The sequence below is a fragment of the Acidimicrobiia bacterium genome, from assembly GCA_040880805.1.
GTDB lineage: Bacteria > Actinomycetota > Acidimicrobiia > IMCC26256 > DASPTH01 > DASPTH01.
In genome coordinates this window covers 57,570-72,921 of record JBBDHW010000039.1, presented here as the reverse complement: position 1 = coordinate 72,921, position 15,352 = coordinate 57,570, and the positions used below count along the sequence as shown (strand labels likewise).

Sequence of the window (15,352 nt, the reverse complement as noted above, 5' to 3'; positions counted from 1 at the left end):
AACGGGGAAGCCGGCTCCGTGCCTGAACGGGGAAGCCGGCTCCGTGCCTGAACGGGGAAGCCGGCTCCGTGCCTGAACGGCACAGTGGTTTCACCGCGATCCAGGCCGCGCGCCTTACTGGATGCGCGCCGGCGCAGCTCGAAGCATGGCGGCGCATCGGCCTCGTCGTTCCGGCGGTCGGTGAGGCCGCGCCGTACTCGTTCCGTGATCTCGTCGCGCTGCGCATGGTGACGTCACTGCTCGACGAGGGTGTCGCGATGCGGCGTATTCGGCGTGCGGTGAGCGAGCTCGTACGCGCGGGGGAAGACATTGCCGCGCTCTCGTTGGTGAGTGAGGGTGACACCGTGCTGGCGTGCCGTGACGACGGGCAGGTGCTGGACGCGCTCCGACGCGGGCAGCTCGTGCTCTTCGTATCGGTGGATCGCATGGCGCATGCGGTCGAAACCGAAGTACGGGCATTCGACGCCGAGCGCAACGAGTTCGTCGCTGGCCTGCGGGGGCGGAACGCGCACCCCGCGGGCAACCGATTCGAGACGTGAGCCCACCGACGGGTGGCTCAACGGTGCGCCGGGGTACCCGGCTCACCGACGTTTCGCTCCTCACGCCGGCCCGCCGGTGTTCGCAGCGTCGAGGGATCGAGACGGCGTCGCAACCGCTGCCACCGCGTCACCCCCTCATCGAGTGCACGGTCGAGCTCGTCGGCCGAGGCCCACGCGCGGTCGACGTCGTCGGTTGACGGATCACTCGTGCCGTAGCGCGCGATGGTGTACGAACGCGCCAGGCTGCGCAGCGGCCGCGTTGCGGCGGTCACGCCGTGACGAGGCGCGCTGCGTGCGAGCTCGAGTGGCGTGAGCGCGGGATCGCGCGGCACGTGAGCCTCGTGCAGGCTGTCGAGCGCCTCCTCCCAGGCGCCTCGCACCGCTGCCGCCGGTTCGGTCGCCGCCCGACGTCGGGCGCGCCGGCGTGACTTCGCGGTGATCACGACGACGATGTAGAGCGCGACCGCGGCAACGATCGCGGTGAGGAGTGCGAGCACGACCAGCCATGGATTCGATCCGCTGTGGGGCTCGCTCGTCGACACGCGTGGCGGAGCAGGAGCGAGCGTGGTCGGGGTCGAGGTGTCGGGGTTGCTCCCGCCGTTCGTCGGCGAGGTGCTGTTCGGCGGGGGGAGTGTGGTCACCGTTACCCCTGGGGGTAAGACGGGGGTCACGGCCGCTTCGCCCGGCAGCCTGCTCCCACCCACCGTGGTGTCGCCGGCGGGCGGTGTGGGATCGAACAGGTGCGTCCAGCCGAGTCCGGCGAGCCAGATCTCGGGCCACGCGTGTGCGTCGTGCGAACGGACCTGATACGCGCCATTGACGAAGTCGCCCGGGGTGAACCCGACCGCGACGCGAGCAGGGATCCCGAGCGAGCGTGCCATCACCGCGTACGTGCTCGCGAACTGCACGCAGAAGCCACGCCGGTAGCGGAGGAATGTCGAGATCGCGTTCGTGTCGTCGCCCAGGTTGACCGTGACGTCGTAGGTGAAGTTGTCCCAGAAGAAATTGCGGAGCGCTTCGGCTTGCGCGTATGGAGTGGTGGCGCCGGCGTCGTCGACGACCTGCCGTGCGAGCTCGCTGATGGGCTTGGGGAGGTTGTCGGGAAGCGCGGTGTACTTCCGGAGGTCCACGGGGACGGGCTGCGCGGTGGTCGTCTGTTGCCGTGGGGTCACGTCGGAGCGTCGCGGCGCGAGATCGGAGTCGACGCTGTAGTGCAGGCCCTCCACGCTGTCCTCGTCGGAAACGAGCGTGCCCGACGAGACGACGACGAGCGACGGGGTATCCGTGGCGACGGGCCGGTACGCGGCGGGAAGCCAACGTTCGCCCAGCTTCGCGATGTCGTACTCCTGGTGCAGAGCGCCTTTCGGTCGGTGCTGCGGGAGGCCGTCGCTGACCTCGTCTCTTCCCTCGGCGCTGAGCGTCCATTGCCCGCCGTGCTGGTCCGAGGTGAAGTCGTCGAGCGCGGCGATCCGCCAGTAGTCGGGCTGCGCGGCGCGCACGGTGAACACCTCGACGTTGTCGCTGGCTCGCAGCTTGTCGCCGACGTCGATGAGCGGGGGCACGCGGGTGCTGTAGCTGCGGCCACCGTTGTGATGCGGGCCCGGGTTGGCGAAGTCGAGGATGGGGTCGTGCTCCGCGCCGGGCACCGCGGGCGCGAGGACGAGTCCCACGATGAGCGCGACGAGCCCCAGGAGCACCGCCGGCACGAGCCAGCGTCCCCGTGACGGTTGGGGCGATACGAACCAGCTACGGCGGCGGTCGAGCACTGCGATGTTCTGCACCACGAGGAAGACGCCGGTCGCGGCCCCGAAGCCGGCGACGGTCAACATCTGATGGCTCGACGTGCCGAGCGTCGACGACCACACGAAGAGCACGAGTGCAGGAGCGGCCGCCGCGAGCGTGGCATGGCGACGGAAGGCCAGCCAGTCGGCGACGGTCGCAACGGTCGACGTCACGAGCACTGCGAGCAACATCGTTCCGTCGGTGGCCGGCGCGGGCGCCGGCGCGGTGCGCAGGAGTTGCCAGCCGTCACGAAGCTGCTGCCCGAGGGTGTCGAATGTGTCACCCGTCGGGATCCCGAACCATGTCGTCGACGGCGCGAGCACCCACACGATGTAACCGGCGAGCGCGACGACGACGAGGACGAGCCAGATCGCGGTGGACCATCGGAGCCGTCGCGCGAGCGCGCCGACGGCGTGCGGGATGAGCGCCGCTCCGAGCACGGGCAGGACGAACCGGCCCGAGTCGAACACTCGGCTCAGCGACAGCGCAGCCGCTGTGCTCAGCGCGGCGAGGGCGAACGGAGCGACGACGCGCGCGCGCGTTGCCATGCCGTGTTCCTTGATTGCAGACGAGATGAGCGGGTGAACGCCTGGTTCCACGCCGACGCGAACGGCGCGCTCGACGCGTCGACGACCGCGAGCGAGCTCGTCGGCGTGATCGCGACGGGCTGGGTGAGCACGGCGACGACGCTGATGCCGGCGAGCGTGCCGAGGACGCGGACGACGTCGGGACCGACGCGTCCGAGCACCGCGATCACGAGGTCGGCACGGCGCTGGGTGGCCAGGTTCTCGAGCACGATCGCCAAGCGGTCGGTCGCGTTCGACGAGACCGTGGCGAGGCGGTCGATCACATCGTGGCGCGGATCGCCTCCGAAGCCGAGAAACTCGCCCGCGCTCGTGGCGACCTCGACGCGGCGCTGAAGCCTGACGAGGCGCGTCACGATCGAGGCGACGGCCTCCACCGCTGCCTCGAGCGACTCGGGATCGTGGGCCTCGGGATGCACATCGAGCACGACCGCGGCACGGGAACGCCAGCGCGCTTCGTTCTGACGGATCATCAGCTCACCGGTCCGCGCGGTGGAGCGCCAGTGCACGCGGCGCAGGTCGTCGCCGAGCTCGTACTCGCGTAGCGTGAGGAACTCGTCGCCGAGGTCGCTGGCGATCGCGCGCGGCGCGGGCAGGTCGCTGTCGCCGGCAATGCGGCTGCCCACCGCGACGGGGGCCACGATGTCGTAGACGCGGGGGCGCACGAGCACCTCGCTGTCGGCCACGCTCGGCACGTCGCGGCGGGCGAGGCCGAATGGGTCGCTTGCCGAGATCGCGAGCGGGCCAACCCGGTAGCGGCCCCGGCGGCGGGTGGGGACCCGGTAGGCGGCGCGTGCGGCGGCGCCGGGCTGGAGCGGGGGGACGAGGAAGCGTGCAGCCCGCCGCCCCTCGTCGAACCAGTCCGTGGCGACGAGGAGCGGGCTCGAGCGCTTGCCGCGGTTCTCTACCCGTAGGTCGATCCGCCCGTCGGACCCCACGTGGAGGCGGTCGGGCTTCACGCGGCGCTGGATCGCGAGGTTCGGCTCCTGCCCGGCGGCGAGCCACCAGCTGACAGCGACGAGCAGCGCGAGCGCGGCGACACCGAGGATCAGCATCTCGATCGTTCCGAGCAGGAAGCTCCCGACGACGAGCCCGAGCGCGGCGCCGACGAGTGACCACCCGCGGCGGGTGAGGGTGACCGAACGGAACGACGTGCCGCGCATGAAGGTCGTGGCCCGTCAGGCGCCGGTGGCACCCGGTACCGGCACGGATGCGAGGATGCCGTCGACCACGTCACCGCTCGTGACACCGCGCAGCTGAGCATCGGGCGTGACGAGCACACGATGCTCGATGACCGCGGGGACGACGCGCTTGACGTCGTCCGGGATCACGAACGTGCGGCCGTGGCTCGCGGCGAGGGCCCGCGCGGCACGCTGGATCGCGAGCGAACCACGCGGACTCACACCCAGCATCAGGTCGGGGCGCCGGCGCGACATGTCGACGAGATCGAGCACGTACGCGCGGAGCTCCGGCGCGATGTGCACACCGCCGACGAGCGCGCTCGCGTCGGCCACTTCCGCCGCGGTCACCACAGGCTGGAGCTCGTCGGCACGGTGCGTGCGTTCGCCCTGCGTTTCGAGGATCGCGAGCTCGGCGTCGCGGTTCGGGTAGCCCATCGGGATACGCATGAGGAATCGGTCGAGCTGTGCTTCGGGCAACGGGTATGTGCCCTCGAGCTCGATGGGGTTCTGGGTGGCGATCACCATGAACGGGTGCGGGAGACGGTAGGTGTGCGCGTCGACGGTGACCTGGCGTTCCTCCATCGCTTCGAGCAGAGCCGACTGGGTCTTCGGCGACGCGCGGTTGATCTCGTCGGCGAGCACCACGTTCGCGAAGACGCTACCCGGTCGGAACTCGAAGTCGTCGTTGCCGCGGTTCCACACCGATACCCCGGTCACGTCGGAGGGGAGGAGGTCGGGTGTGAACTGGATCCGCTTGTAGGTGCCACCGATCGACCGCGCGATCGCCTTTGCGAGCGACGTCTTCCCGACACCGGGGACGTCCTCGATGAGCAGGTGGCCCTCGGCCATCAGGCACACCAGGGCAAGGTGGATCGGTTCCCGCTTCCCCTGGATGACACGCTCGATGTTGGCGACGAGCGCGGAGAACAAGCGGCCGAACGACGTATCGCGGCTCGGCGCGGTCGCGGGCTGAACCACGAACACCTCACGTCGGAGTCGGGCAAAACGTGCGCCCCGACGGTACCAGAGGGGTCCTCGAGGCTCCGTGCAGCGACCGGTGCAGCGGTTAGCGTGCTCGAATCGAATCGCACCCTCGCCGTGCACGTGTCGCACCCGTGTCGTTCTGGCTACGCGGAGTTGCTCTCGTGGCTGCCCGGCCGTCGCTCTGGCCGACGGCGGCGCGCCAGGCGCGGCGGCTCGCACGGCCACAGTGGTGGCGACGGCCGCCGTTCCTCCCGCTGCCCGACCGTGACTACCTGCGATTCCGTTTCGAGACCCAGTACGGCACGGGCCAATCCGGCACGGGCCAGGGCTCCCGAGCCGACCCTCGGGACCTCGTGACCTACCTCGAGTGGTGTCGTGAGATGCCAGAACCGCGGCGGCTGTCGCGCACACCCCGGTAGAATCGGCACCCACCGGGGCCACCGCTCTTGAATCTGGCCTTGAACCTGTGGAGGAACCGATCCGCTTGGGAAGAGCGCTCTTGCTCAACGCGAGCTTCGAGCCGTTGTGCGTGGTGCCGATGCGCCGGGCCGTCGTGCTCGTGCTCAAGGAGAAAGCTGAGATCATCGCGCGCAACGGCGCCGAGCTCCGGAGCGAGCGCATGTCCTTCCCGGTCCCGGCGGTGATCCGGCTCCACCATTTCGTTCGGGTGCCGTACCGCAGCCGCGTGCCGCTCTCCCGGCGCGCGGTGTTCGCGCGTGATGGGCACCGCTGCCAATACTGCAACCGGGCGGCCGAGAACATCGACCACGTCGTGCCGCGGTCGCGCGGCGGCCCGCATTCGTGGGACAACGTGGTCGCGTCGTGCAGGGCGTGCAACGCGCGCAAGGAAGATCGGATGCTCGCCGACAGCGGACTCCACCTCCGGCGCCAACCGCGCGAGCCACATGCGAACCTGTGGGTCGTCGCGACCGCCGGCGCCCTCGATCCTGCGTGGGAGCCCTACCTCCCGGCGGCCCTCCTTCACTGACCGGCCCGAGTCACCGTTTGGGGGTTCGCGGGCGCCGGAGGGGTCACCCAGCGCGGAAAAGGGGCGCGCGAGGGTTGAATGGTGGGGGGGAAGGGTGTAGGGTGCCACGAAATGGAGTGAAGTGGTGTCCATGGGTGGTACCGAGGATGACCCAGGGTCCCGAGGTGGCACGCACGTCCCGCAAAGCGAGGGCAACGGATGTTCCTGGGGGAGTTCCAGCACTCCCTGGATACGAAGGGCCGGGTGATCCTGCCGGCCCGGTACCGGGACCAGCTCGCCGAGGGGGCCTACGTCACCAAGGGCCGAGGGGGTTGTCTCTCGGTGTTCACGCAGGAGGATTTTGAAGAGGTGGCGAGCCAGGTGCGCGACCAGTCGAAGCGAGGTGCGAAGGAGCTCAACGCCGCCCGCGTCTTCTTCAGCGGCGCGCAAGAAGTCAAGCCCGACAAGCAGGGTCGGGTCGCACTTCCGCAGAACCTGCGTGAATACGCCGGTCTCAGCCGCGAGGTGGTCGTCGCGGGTGTGTTCTCCCGGATCGAGATCTGGGACCGAGACCGGTGGCTCGAGCTCGACCGAGTGGGTGCACAGGCACTGACCGATTCCGACGACCTGCCGGAATTCGGGATCTAACCCAGCCCCTTGACAGGCGAGTCCTTTCGGGCCCGCCACCAGCCCTCCGGGTGATGCGGCGCAAAGCGCCCCTTCCGCCCGCTTCGCTTTCGTCGGTGCACCCGGGGGGCTGGTGGCGGTCCGGGGAGCCGAGGGCGCCCGTAGAGCGACGGGGGAGAGCAGACGTTCGAGCACCGCCCCTTCGCCCATCGGCCGGTCATGTCGGCAGAAGTCGTGGACCTTCTCGGCGCGGTACCCACCGGGTTGGTCGTCGACGGAACCGTCGGTGGAGGCGGGCACGCGGCAGCGATCCTGCGGGCCCGGCCCGACGTCCGTCTCCTCGGCATCGACCGGGATCCGGCTGCAGTCGCGGCGGCCGGCGCGGCGCTCGAACCCTTCGGGGCACGGGTACGGATAGTGCAGGGCGGCTTCGAGGGAGTCGCCGACATCGTGGGGAGCGAGAGAAGCGAGGGAATCGTGGGGATCCTGTTCGACCTGGGGGTCAGCAGTGCTCAGCTCGACTCGCGCGTGCGCGGGTTCTCGTACTGGGCCGAGGACGCGCCGCTCGACATGCGGATGGACAGCTCACAGACGCTGACCGCCGCGGACGTCGTGAACGAGTACTCGGAGGTAGACCTCGCTGCCCTCATCGCGCGCAACGGCGAAGAGCGCTACGCGCGCAGGATTGCAGCGAAGGTCGTCGCCGCACGGCCGTTGCACACGTCCGGCGATCTCGTCGAGGCGGTGAAGGCCGGGATCCCCGCAGCCGCTCGCCGTCGCGGTGGTCACCCGGCGCGCCGCACCTTCCAGGCCATCCGCATGGAAGTGAACCACGAACTGCCCAACCTCGCCGCAGGGCTGGACGAGTCGGTGCACCTGCTCGCGCCCGAAGGCCGGTTGCTCGTACTCGCGTACCACTCGCTCGAGGATCGCATCGTGAAAGAGCGCTTCGTCGACTGGTCGCGTACTGAAGAGCCCGGCGCGCCGCGAGGCTTACCGCGCCGGCCGCGCAGCCCGCTCGTACGGTTGCTGACGCGCCGTCCGCTGCGTCCGACGGAGGCCGAACTCGAAGAGAACGCGCGCGCCGCGAGCGCGCGGCTCCGCGCGGTCGAGCGGCTCGGATGACCCAGGCGGTCCCCGCGTTCCCGCGCGCCCGAACTGCGGCGCCGACCACAACTCGTCCGCGCCTGCGCGTCGCGCGACGCGAGAACACGGGGCGAGTCAGTGTGTTCATCGTGCTCGCTACGATCTTCACGCTCGTCAGCGCGGTGGTGTTCCACGTCGCGCTTGCCCAGGGTCAGCTCGAGCTCGATCGCCTCGGTCGCGAGATGAGCGTCGCACGGCGCGAGTACGAGCAGCGGCGGCTGCAGACGTCCACGCTCGCGTCGCCGCAGCGAATCATCCAGGAGGCGCAGCGGCTCGGTCTCGTGATGCCTGCTGATCCGCCCAGGTACCTCGAGGTCCCCGGCGCGCCCGCACTGCCCTCCCAAGGGGACGAGACCGCGACGACGCTCGGCGACTGGAAGAAGGTGAAGCCGCACCTCGGTGACGAGCCGTGACCCGATCCCGGCGGGGTACGCCGCTCCCGCCGATCCGGCTTCGCCTCACGATTCTCCTGGCGGTGATGACGCTCGCCTTCGTGGGTATCGGCGCCCGGCTCGTCGAGCTCCAGGCGCGCGATCAGACGCATCTCCGTTCGCTCGGCGTCGGCCAGCGGGTGCGAACGGTCACGCTCGCAGCAGAGCGCGGCAGCATCTTCGACCGCAACGGAGTGGACCTCGCGCTGTCGGTGCCGCAGACGACGATCGTCGCCGATCCGTCCGTCATTCGCCAGCCCGGGAACTACGCCTCGAAGCTCGCGCCGGTCGTCGTCGTCGACGCGCAAGCGCTCCAGGCCCGGCTCTCCGACGGGAACAGCCGTTTCGCCTACGTCGCGCGCAAGGTGGACGACGCGACGGTCGCTCGAGTCAAAGCGCTGCACCTCACGGGTCTCTCCTACGTTCCGGAGTCGAAGCGCTTCTACCCGTCGGGCCTCCTCGCCGCACCCGTGCTGGGCTTCGTCGGCACCGACAACTACGGGCTCGGCGGCCTCGAGGCGCAGTACGAGAAGACGATACGCGGCTACCCCGGCGAGGCGCGAGTCGAGCGTGATCCGCAGGGCAACGACATCCCTGGTGGCGGGAGGATCCTGAAGCCGGCGGAGCGCGGGAAGGACATCGTCCTCACGATCGATCAGTCGGTGCAGGCGAACACCGAGCACGTGCTCACGCAGCAGGTCGAGGACGCGCACGCGAAGGGCGGCCTGGCGATCGTCGCCGACGTGTTGACGGGGGACATCCTCGCGATGGCCACGGTCGACGGCGCGAGCGACGACCGTCCCGCCGGCCCCACGCCGGCCAACGAGCAGAACCGGCCGGCGACGATCGTGTACGAGCCGGGGTCGACGAACAAGGTCATCACGATGGCGGGCGCCATCGAGGAAGGCCTCGTGACGCCGGACACTGTGCTCGAGGGCATCGGCGGCCAGGTCGTGGTCGGCGGCACGACTTATTCCGACGTCGACAGCCACCCGTCGACGATGACCGTTGCGGAGATCTTGGAACACTCTTCGAACGTCGGCACGATCAAGATCGCGAGCATGCTCGGCAAGGAACGCTTCGATCACTACCTACGCGCGTTCGGGTTCGGTCAGGCGACCGCGCTCGGCTTCCCGGGCGAGGCCAACTACCAACTGCTCCCGCTCGATCAGTACAACGACACGAGCATGGGCTCGATGCCGATCGGCAACGGCATCGCCGTCAGCGCGATCCAGATGCTCGACGTGTACATGACGATCGCGAACGGCGGCATGTCGCGCTCGCCGCGGCTGGTCGAGGCGACCGTCGAGGCCGACGGCGAAGTTCACGAGCTCCCGTTGCTGGCACCGCACCGCGTGATCTCGCCGACGACGGCGTCGGCGCTGACGGGGATGCTCGAGTTGGTGGTGGAAGGAGGCACCGGTGTCAACGCCCAGGTCACCGGTTATCGGGTCGCGGGCAAGACCGGAACCGCCCGCAAGCCTCCCTACGAGCACCCGCCGTACCGCTACGTCGCGTCGTTCGTCGGGTTCGCGCCCGCGAACTCGCCGCGCCTCGCGGCAATCGTGGTGCTCGACGAGCCCATCGGCAACTACTTCGGTGGCGGGGTCGCCGCGCCGGCGTTCGCACAGATCATGCAGCAGGCGCTGGGCGCGGAGCGCGTCCCGCCGGCGCCATGAGCGCGGCTGCGCTGGTGGCTGACGCCCGGTACCCTGACAGGTGTCCGATGGATGAAGAGCCGAGAGGACGCGCACGCGTGCGGTGGCACGAGCTGCTCGCCGGTCTCGACGTCGCGGAACGGGTGAACGACGCCGACGTCGAGGTCGGCTTCATCACCGAGGACAGCCGGCGCGTGCGCCCCGGCACGTGCTTCGCCTGTCGGCCCGGAGCGCGGTTCGACGGTCACGACCACGCGGCGCAGGCGGTGGCCGACGGCGCCGTCGCGCTCCTTGTCGAGCGCGCGCTCCCGCTCGCCGTCCCTCAGGCGCGGGTGCGGAGCGTGCCCAAGGTGCTCGGGCCCGCGGCGGCGCGCCTGTACGGCGAGCCGTCTCGCACGGTGCGCTGCCTGGGCGTCACGGGTACCGCGGGCAAGAGCACCACAGCAACGCTGCTCGAGTCGATCGCGCGCTCCGCCGGTGAGCACACCGGTCTCATCGGCAACGACGGCGTGTTCGTCGACGGCGGCGCGCTCGAGGTCGAGAAGTGGGGCGGCACGAACATGCCCCAGGCTGACCAGCTGCAATATCTCCTCGCGCTGATGCGCGATGACGGTGTGCAGACAGTCGCGATGGAGGTCACGTCGCGCGCGCTCGACTGCGGGCGCGTCGACGCCACGTGGTTTGCCGCCGCGTGCTTCACCAACCTCAGCCACGAGCATCTCGACGACCACGGCTCGATGGACGCGTACTTCGAGGCGAAGCTCGAGCTCTTCGACCCCAAGCGAGTCGGTCTCGTCGCGACCAACGTCGACGATCCGTACGGGGCGCGGGTACGCGATCGAGCCGCGAGCCTCGGGATCGATGTGTGGACGTATGCGCTCGACGACGCGACGGCCGACGTTGGCGCGGCCGATGTCGTGCTCGGTGATCGGGGTGCCACGTTCACGATCGTCGATCGCCGAACCGGTACCGACACCCGCGCCGACTCGCCGCTCATCGGTCGCTTCAACGCCGCCAACGCGCTCGGGGCGGCTGCCACTGCGCTCGGGGTCGGTTTCGGCCTCGAAGCGGTCGCGGCCGGTATCGGGTCGGCCGTGGTCAAGGGCCGGGCGGAGCGGGTCGACGCGGGTCAGCCCTTCGCGGTGCTCGTCGACTACGCGCATGCGCCCGGTGAGCTCGACGCGGTGCTGCACGCGGCACGCGCGCTCGCGCACACACCCATCGGCACGTCCGCGTCGACCGCGCGGCGGGTCGTCGTCGTCTTCGGCTGCGGTGGCGACCGCGACCCGTCGAAGCGCCGGCTCATGGGTGTGGCCGCGGGGCGCGGCGCCGACTTCGCGGTGCTCACGTCGGACAACCCGCGGTCGGAGGATCCGCAGGCGATTGCCGACGCGGTGCTCCCCGGGCTGCGCGAGGGCGAGGCAACGATCGTCGTCGAGCTCGATCGGCGCGCCGCGATCCGTGACGCGTTCTACGCGGCGCGCCCGGGCGACGTGGTTGTGATCGCGGGTAAGGGCCCGGAGACGGGCCAGACGATCGCCGATCGCACGCTCCCGTTCGACGACCGCGTCGTCGCGCGCGAGGAGCTCGGAGCACTCGGATGGAGCTGACCGCCGACTCGATCGCGATCGTGACGGGGGGCTCGGTGATCGACGGCGACCCCCACGCGCGTGCGTCGTCGCTCGCGAACGACTCCCGTACCCTCGAACCGGGCGCGTGCTTCGTCGCGCTCAGAGCCGTTCGCGACGGCCACGACTTCGTCGCGGACGCGTTTGCGCGCGGCGCGACCGTGGCCGTCGTGACCCGGCCGGTCTCGGTCGACCCGGCTCCCGGCTCTGCCGCGATCGTGCACGTGCCCGATACGTTCGCTGCCCTGGCCTCGCTCGGCAACTGGGCGCGCGCGCAGCTTCCCGACGCGATCGTTGTCGGCATCACGGGCTCCACCGGGAAGACGAGTACGAAGGATCTCGTGGCGGCCTCGCTGCGTCAGCGGTTCCGCGTGCACGCGACGCCCGGGAGCTTCAACGCGGAGATCGGTCTGCCGATCACGCTTTTGGGTGCACCACCCGATACCGAGGCGCTCGTGCTCGAGATGGGAGCGCGGGTACCGGGCGACATCGCCGCGCTGTGCGCGATCTCGCACCCGACGATCGCGGTGGTGACCAACGTCGGCCTCGCGCACGCCGACCTCCTGGGTGGTCGCACCGGTATTACGCGCGAGAAGGGCGCGTTGCTCGAAGCGCTGCCGCCGGATGGTCTCGCGGTGCTCGACGCCGACGACGCTGCCACTCCGGAGCTCGCGGCGCGGACACAGGCGCAGGTCCTGCGCGTCGCGGTGAACACCGGCTCCAAGACCGGCTCCAACACCGGCTCCAACACTGGCACCGACACTGGCACCGACGCCGACGTCCGGGCCCACTCCGTCGCGCTCGACGACGAGCTCCGGCCCTCGTTCACCCTCGAGTCCCCGTGGGGATCGGGTCGCGTGTGCCTGTCGCTCCGCGGTGCGCACCAGGTCGTGAACGCGACGCTCGCGGCTGGGGTCGCGCTCGCGAACCACGTGCCGTTCGACTTGCTCGCCGCCGGTCTCGCCCGAGTCGAGCCGGTCGATGGCCGCCTGAAGCTGCTCCGGACCGCATCGGGCGTGATCGTCCTCGACGACGCGTACAACGCCAACCCGGCGTCGATGGCGGCTGCGCTGCGCGCCCTGGCGAGCATGCGTGTGGCGGGGAAGCGCGTCGCCGTCCTCGGAGAGATGCGCGAGCTCGGTGCGCAGAGCAACGACGAGCACGCGCAGCTGGGTCGCCTCGCAGCCGAGGAGTCCGTCGACCTCCTGGTTGTCGTGGGAACCGGCGCGACGACGCTCGCGACCGCGGCGCGCGAGCGCGGGCTCGTCGACGTGATCGAGACGCCCGACGCCGCGACCGCACTCGAGGAGTTGCACGAACGCGTGGGCGCCACCGACGCGGTCCTCGTCAAGGGCAGCCGTGCCGTCGGGCTCGAGCTCGTCGTGCGCGGCCTCACCAGAAGGGCGGCGGCGACATGATCGCGATGCTCGTCGGCATGGCCGTCGCGTTCGTGCTGACCATCCTGGGCACCCCCTTGTTGATCCGGATCCTGGAGCGGAACAACATCGGTCAGCAGATCCGTGACGACGGCCCCTTCGCGCACCCGCACGTGCACAAGGCGGGCACACCCACGATGGGTGGCATCGCGATCGTCGGCGCGGTGCTCGTCGCGTATCTCGTCGCGCACATCCGCACCGAGCAGCTCCGGTTCGCGCGGGCCGGCATCACACTGATGGCGTTGATCGTCGGCATGGCGGTCGTCGGGTTCGTCGACGACTACCTGGGCGTCCGGAAGGCGCGCAACCTGGGGCTGCGCAAGCGCGAAAAGACGGCGGGCCAACTCGTCGTTGCGGGCGGCTTCGCGCTGCTCGCGCTCCAGTACCTCAGCGTGTCGACCCACCTGTCGTTTACCCGATCGCTCGACCTGGACATGGGTTCAGGGCTGTGGTTCGTGCTCGCTGTCGCCGTGATCTACAGCAGCACGAACGGCGTGAACTTCGCCGACGGCGTCGACGGTCTCGCGGCCGGATCGGCGGCGATGGTGTTCGCCGCGTTCGTGATCATCACGTTCTGGCAGTTCCGCCATCAGAACATCTACCACGTGCTCCCCGCCGCGTCGCTCGACCTCGCGGTGATCTCGGCTGCGCTCTTCGGCGCGTGCGCGGGCTTCCTCTGGTGGAACGCGGCGCCCGCGAAGGTGATCATGGGCGACGTCGGCTCGCTCGCGCTCGGCGCGGCCATGGGCGGCCTCGCGCTGCTCACCCACACGATCCTCCTGCTCCCCATCCTCGGCGGCCTCTATGTAGTCGAGACGCTGAGCGTGATCGCGCAGGTGATCTCGTTCCGGATCTTCCACCGGCGTGTGTTGCGGATGGCGCCGATTCACCATCACTTCGAGGTGGGCGGGTGGCCCGAGTTCACCGTGATCGTGCGGTTCTGGCTCTTCACCGCGCTGCTGGTCGCCGTCGCGCTCGGCATCTTCTATGCCGACTTCATCAACATCCCGGGGGCGATCGACTGATGCGGGTGTTGGTGATCGGGCTCGGAAGCACGGGCGACGCAGTGGTGCAGTGGGCGATCGGCGCCCACCATGAGGTCGTCGTCGTGGAAGACCAACCCGGCGGCGCGCAGTACCGCGAGCGCGTAGAACGCGCAGTCGCCGCCGGCGCGGAGCTGCTCGAGCTTCCCGATTTGGAGGTGATGACGGCGCGCGTGGCCCAGGTCGACCTCGTGATCCCCAGTCCCGGCGTGCGTCCCGACCACCCCGCGATCGTGGCGGCGGTCGCGGCGGGTGTTCCGGTGCGGTCCGAGGTCGACGTGGCAGTCGAGCGGCTGCGCGCGCGCATCCCGCCACCGTGTCTGGTCGCGGTGACCGGGACCAACGGCAAGTCAACCGTCACCACGATGATCGCGGCTATGTGCGCGGAGTCGGGGCTCCAGAGCACGGCGGTCGGCAATATCGGCCGTCCGATCATCGATGCCACCGATGACGATGCCGACGTCGTCGTCGCCGAGGTGTCCACCTTCCAGCTCGAGTTCACGACCGAGGCATTCGCGCCCGACGTCGCGGTCCTGCTCAACGTCGCGCAGGATCACATGGACTGGCACGACACCGTCGACGCCTACGCAGCCGCGAAGGCCCGCGTGTTCGCGCACCAGCGCCCCGACGACGTCTTGGTCGTGAACGCGGACGATGCCATCGCGTCGCACCTCGCCCGGTCGGCAGCGGCGCGGGTCGTCACGTACACGCGGGGTGAACCCAGTCCGGGTGGGTACGGCGTGCGCGACGGTGCGCTCGTCGGGCCCGAGGGCGTGCTGGCGCCGGTACGCGCGTCGCGCGCCCCACACGACGTGGACAACAAGCTTGCTGCTGCCGCCGCCTCGCTCCACGCAGGTGCGAACGTCGGCGCGGTGGCGCGGACGCTCGCAACGTGGACGGGCCTCCCGCATCGTGTGCAGCTCGTCGCCGACGTGGGCGGCGTGCACTACGTCGACGACTCGAAAGCGACGAACGGGCACGCGGCAGCGAGCGCGCTCGCGGGATTCGAGCACGTCGTCCTGATCGCCGGCGGCCGCGACCGATCGCGCGATCTCGGCGCGCTCAGCCAATTCGCGTTCAAGCTCCGAGCGGTGGTGGCCATCGGCGAGGCGGCCGACACCGTCGAGGCGGTGTTCGACGGTCTGGCCCCTGTGGAGCACGCGAGCTCGATGCACGACGCGGTCCGCACGGCTGCGGCGCACGCACAGGTGGGCGACACGGTGCTGCTCTCACCCGGGTGCGCGTCGCTCGACTGGTACGAGAGCTACGCCGCGCGTGGTGACGACTTCGCCCACGAGGTGGGACTTCTTGCAAGAGAAGCAGGATGAGCACGGTCGTCGCCCCCC

At 70.2% G+C, this 15,352-nt stretch carries 13 protein-coding genes and 1 pseudogene; 11 read left to right on the top strand and 3 right to left on the bottom strand.

Annotated elements, in window-relative coordinates; all coding sequences use genetic code 11:
* The first annotated feature begins 68 nt into the window (after positions 1-68).
* Positions 69-539: a MerR family transcriptional regulator gene (locus WD271_10295; GenBank protein ID MEX1008217.1), complete on the top strand. Its 471-nt coding sequence runs from the start codon at positions 69-71 to the stop codon at positions 537-539.
* A gap of 17 nt (positions 540-556) precedes the next feature.
* On the opposite strand, the gene WD271_10290 is transcribed toward WD271_10295, so the two are convergent.
* From WD271_10290 to WD271_10280, 3 genes are read right to left on the bottom strand one after another with little or no spacing between them, the layout of a single operon-like run.
* Complete coding sequence (locus tag WD271_10290; protein MEX1008216.1) at positions 557-2,869, bottom strand: DUF3488 and transglutaminase-like domain-containing protein; 2,313 nt, start codon at positions 2,867-2,869, stop codon at positions 557-559.
* Complete coding sequence (locus tag WD271_10285; protein ID MEX1008215.1) at positions 2,821-4,068, bottom strand: DUF58 domain-containing protein; 1,248 nt, start codon at positions 4,066-4,068, stop codon at positions 2,821-2,823. Before WD271_10285 ends, WD271_10290 begins: the two co-directional genes overlap by 49 nt.
* A 15-nt stretch (positions 4,069-4,083) precedes the next feature.
* Positions 4,084-5,064 carry a MoxR family ATPase gene (locus tag WD271_10280; protein MEX1008214.1) on the bottom strand — a complete coding sequence of 327 codons (981 nt, stop codon included), beginning with the start codon at positions 5,062-5,064 and terminating at the stop codon, positions 4,084-4,086.
* 167 nt (positions 5,065-5,231) lie between these two features.
* Here WD271_10280 and WD271_10275 point away from each other — a divergent pair, with 167 nt between their 5' ends.
* The 10 genes and pseudogenes from WD271_10275 to murD all read left to right on the top strand — a co-directional run bounded on the left by WD271_10275 (position 5,232) and on the right by murD (position 15,334).
* Positions 5,232-5,489, top strand: a complete 258-nt coding sequence (locus WD271_10275) for a hypothetical protein (protein MEX1008213.1) — start codon at positions 5,232-5,234, stop codon at positions 5,487-5,489.
* A gap of 47 nt (positions 5,490-5,536) precedes the next feature.
* Positions 5,537-6,058: an HNH endonuclease gene (locus tag WD271_10270; protein ID MEX1008212.1), complete on the top strand. Its 522-nt coding sequence runs from the start codon at positions 5,537-5,539 to the stop codon at positions 6,056-6,058.
* A 198-nt stretch (positions 6,059-6,256) separates the two neighbouring features.
* Entirely contained in the window at positions 6,257-6,685 is a 429-nt protein-coding gene (mraZ, locus tag WD271_10265; protein MEX1008211.1) for a division/cell wall cluster transcriptional repressor MraZ, read from the top strand.
* A gap of 192 nt (positions 6,686-6,877) precedes the next feature.
* Positions 6,878-7,789: pseudogene (gene rsmH / locus WD271_10260) on the top strand (16S rRNA (cytosine(1402)-N(4))-methyltransferase RsmH).
* The gene (locus WD271_10255) at positions 7,786-8,223 is read left to right on the top strand and encodes a hypothetical protein (protein MEX1008210.1); all 438 of its coding nucleotides are present in this window, start codon (positions 7,786-7,788) and stop codon (positions 8,221-8,223) included. The pseudogene rsmH and the gene WD271_10255 overlap by 4 nt, the downstream one beginning before the upstream one ends.
* Positions 8,220-9,920 (top strand): penicillin-binding protein 2, encoded by a 1,701-nt coding sequence (locus tag WD271_10250; GenBank protein ID MEX1008209.1) that lies wholly within the window; start codon positions 8,220-8,222, stop codon positions 9,918-9,920. The genes WD271_10255 and WD271_10250 overlap by 4 nt, the downstream gene beginning before the upstream one ends.
* A gap of 47 nt (positions 9,921-9,967) precedes the next feature.
* Positions 9,968-11,509: a UDP-N-acetylmuramoyl-L-alanyl-D-glutamate--2,6-diaminopimelate ligase gene (locus WD271_10245; protein ID MEX1008208.1), complete on the top strand. Its 1,542-nt coding sequence runs from the start codon at positions 9,968-9,970 to the stop codon at positions 11,507-11,509.
* The gene (gene murF, locus WD271_10240; protein MEX1008207.1) at positions 11,500-12,945 is read left to right on the top strand and encodes a UDP-N-acetylmuramoyl-tripeptide--D-alanyl-D-alanine ligase; all 1,446 of its coding nucleotides are present in this window, start codon (positions 11,500-11,502) and stop codon (positions 12,943-12,945) included. Before WD271_10245 ends, murF begins: the two co-directional genes overlap by 10 nt.
* Entirely contained in the window at positions 12,942-13,988 is a 1,047-nt protein-coding gene (mraY, locus tag WD271_10235) for a phospho-N-acetylmuramoyl-pentapeptide-transferase (protein ID MEX1008206.1), read from the top strand. The genes murF and mraY overlap by 4 nt, the downstream gene beginning before the upstream one ends.
* Positions 13,988-15,334 carry a UDP-N-acetylmuramoyl-L-alanine--D-glutamate ligase gene (gene murD / locus WD271_10230; protein ID MEX1008205.1) on the top strand — a complete coding sequence of 449 codons (1,347 nt, stop codon included), beginning with the start codon at positions 13,988-13,990 and terminating at the stop codon, positions 15,332-15,334. Before mraY ends, murD begins: the two co-directional genes overlap by 1 nt.
* Positions 15,335-15,352 lie beyond the last annotated feature (18 nt).

Excerpts from the sequence above, each read along its gene's own strand:
- mraY (MEX1008206.1), top strand. The coding sequence starts at position 12,942 with ATGATCGCGATGCTCGTCGGCATGGCCGTCGCGTTCGTGCTGACCATC.
- mraZ (MEX1008211.1), top strand. The coding sequence starts at position 6,257 with ATGTTCCTGGGGGAGTTCCAGCACTCCCTGGATACGAAGGGCCGGGTG.
- WD271_10285 (MEX1008215.1), bottom strand. The coding sequence starts at position 4,068 with ATGCGCGGCACGTCGTTCCGTTCGGTCACCCTCACCCGCCGCGGGTGG.
- murF (MEX1008207.1), top strand. The coding sequence starts at position 11,500 with ATGGAGCTGACCGCCGACTCGATCGCGATCGTGACGGGGGGCTCGGTG.
- murD (MEX1008205.1), top strand. The coding sequence starts at position 13,988 with ATGCGGGTGTTGGTGATCGGGCTCGGAAGCACGGGCGACGCAGTGGTG.
- WD271_10245 (MEX1008208.1), top strand. The coding sequence starts at position 9,968 with ATGGATGAAGAGCCGAGAGGACGCGCACGCGTGCGGTGGCACGAGCTG.
- WD271_10290 (MEX1008216.1), bottom strand. The coding sequence starts at position 2,869 with ATGGCAACGCGCGCGCGCGTCGTCGCTCCGTTCGCCCTCGCCGCGCTG.
- WD271_10255 (MEX1008210.1), top strand. The coding sequence starts at position 7,786 with ATGACCCAGGCGGTCCCCGCGTTCCCGCGCGCCCGAACTGCGGCGCCG.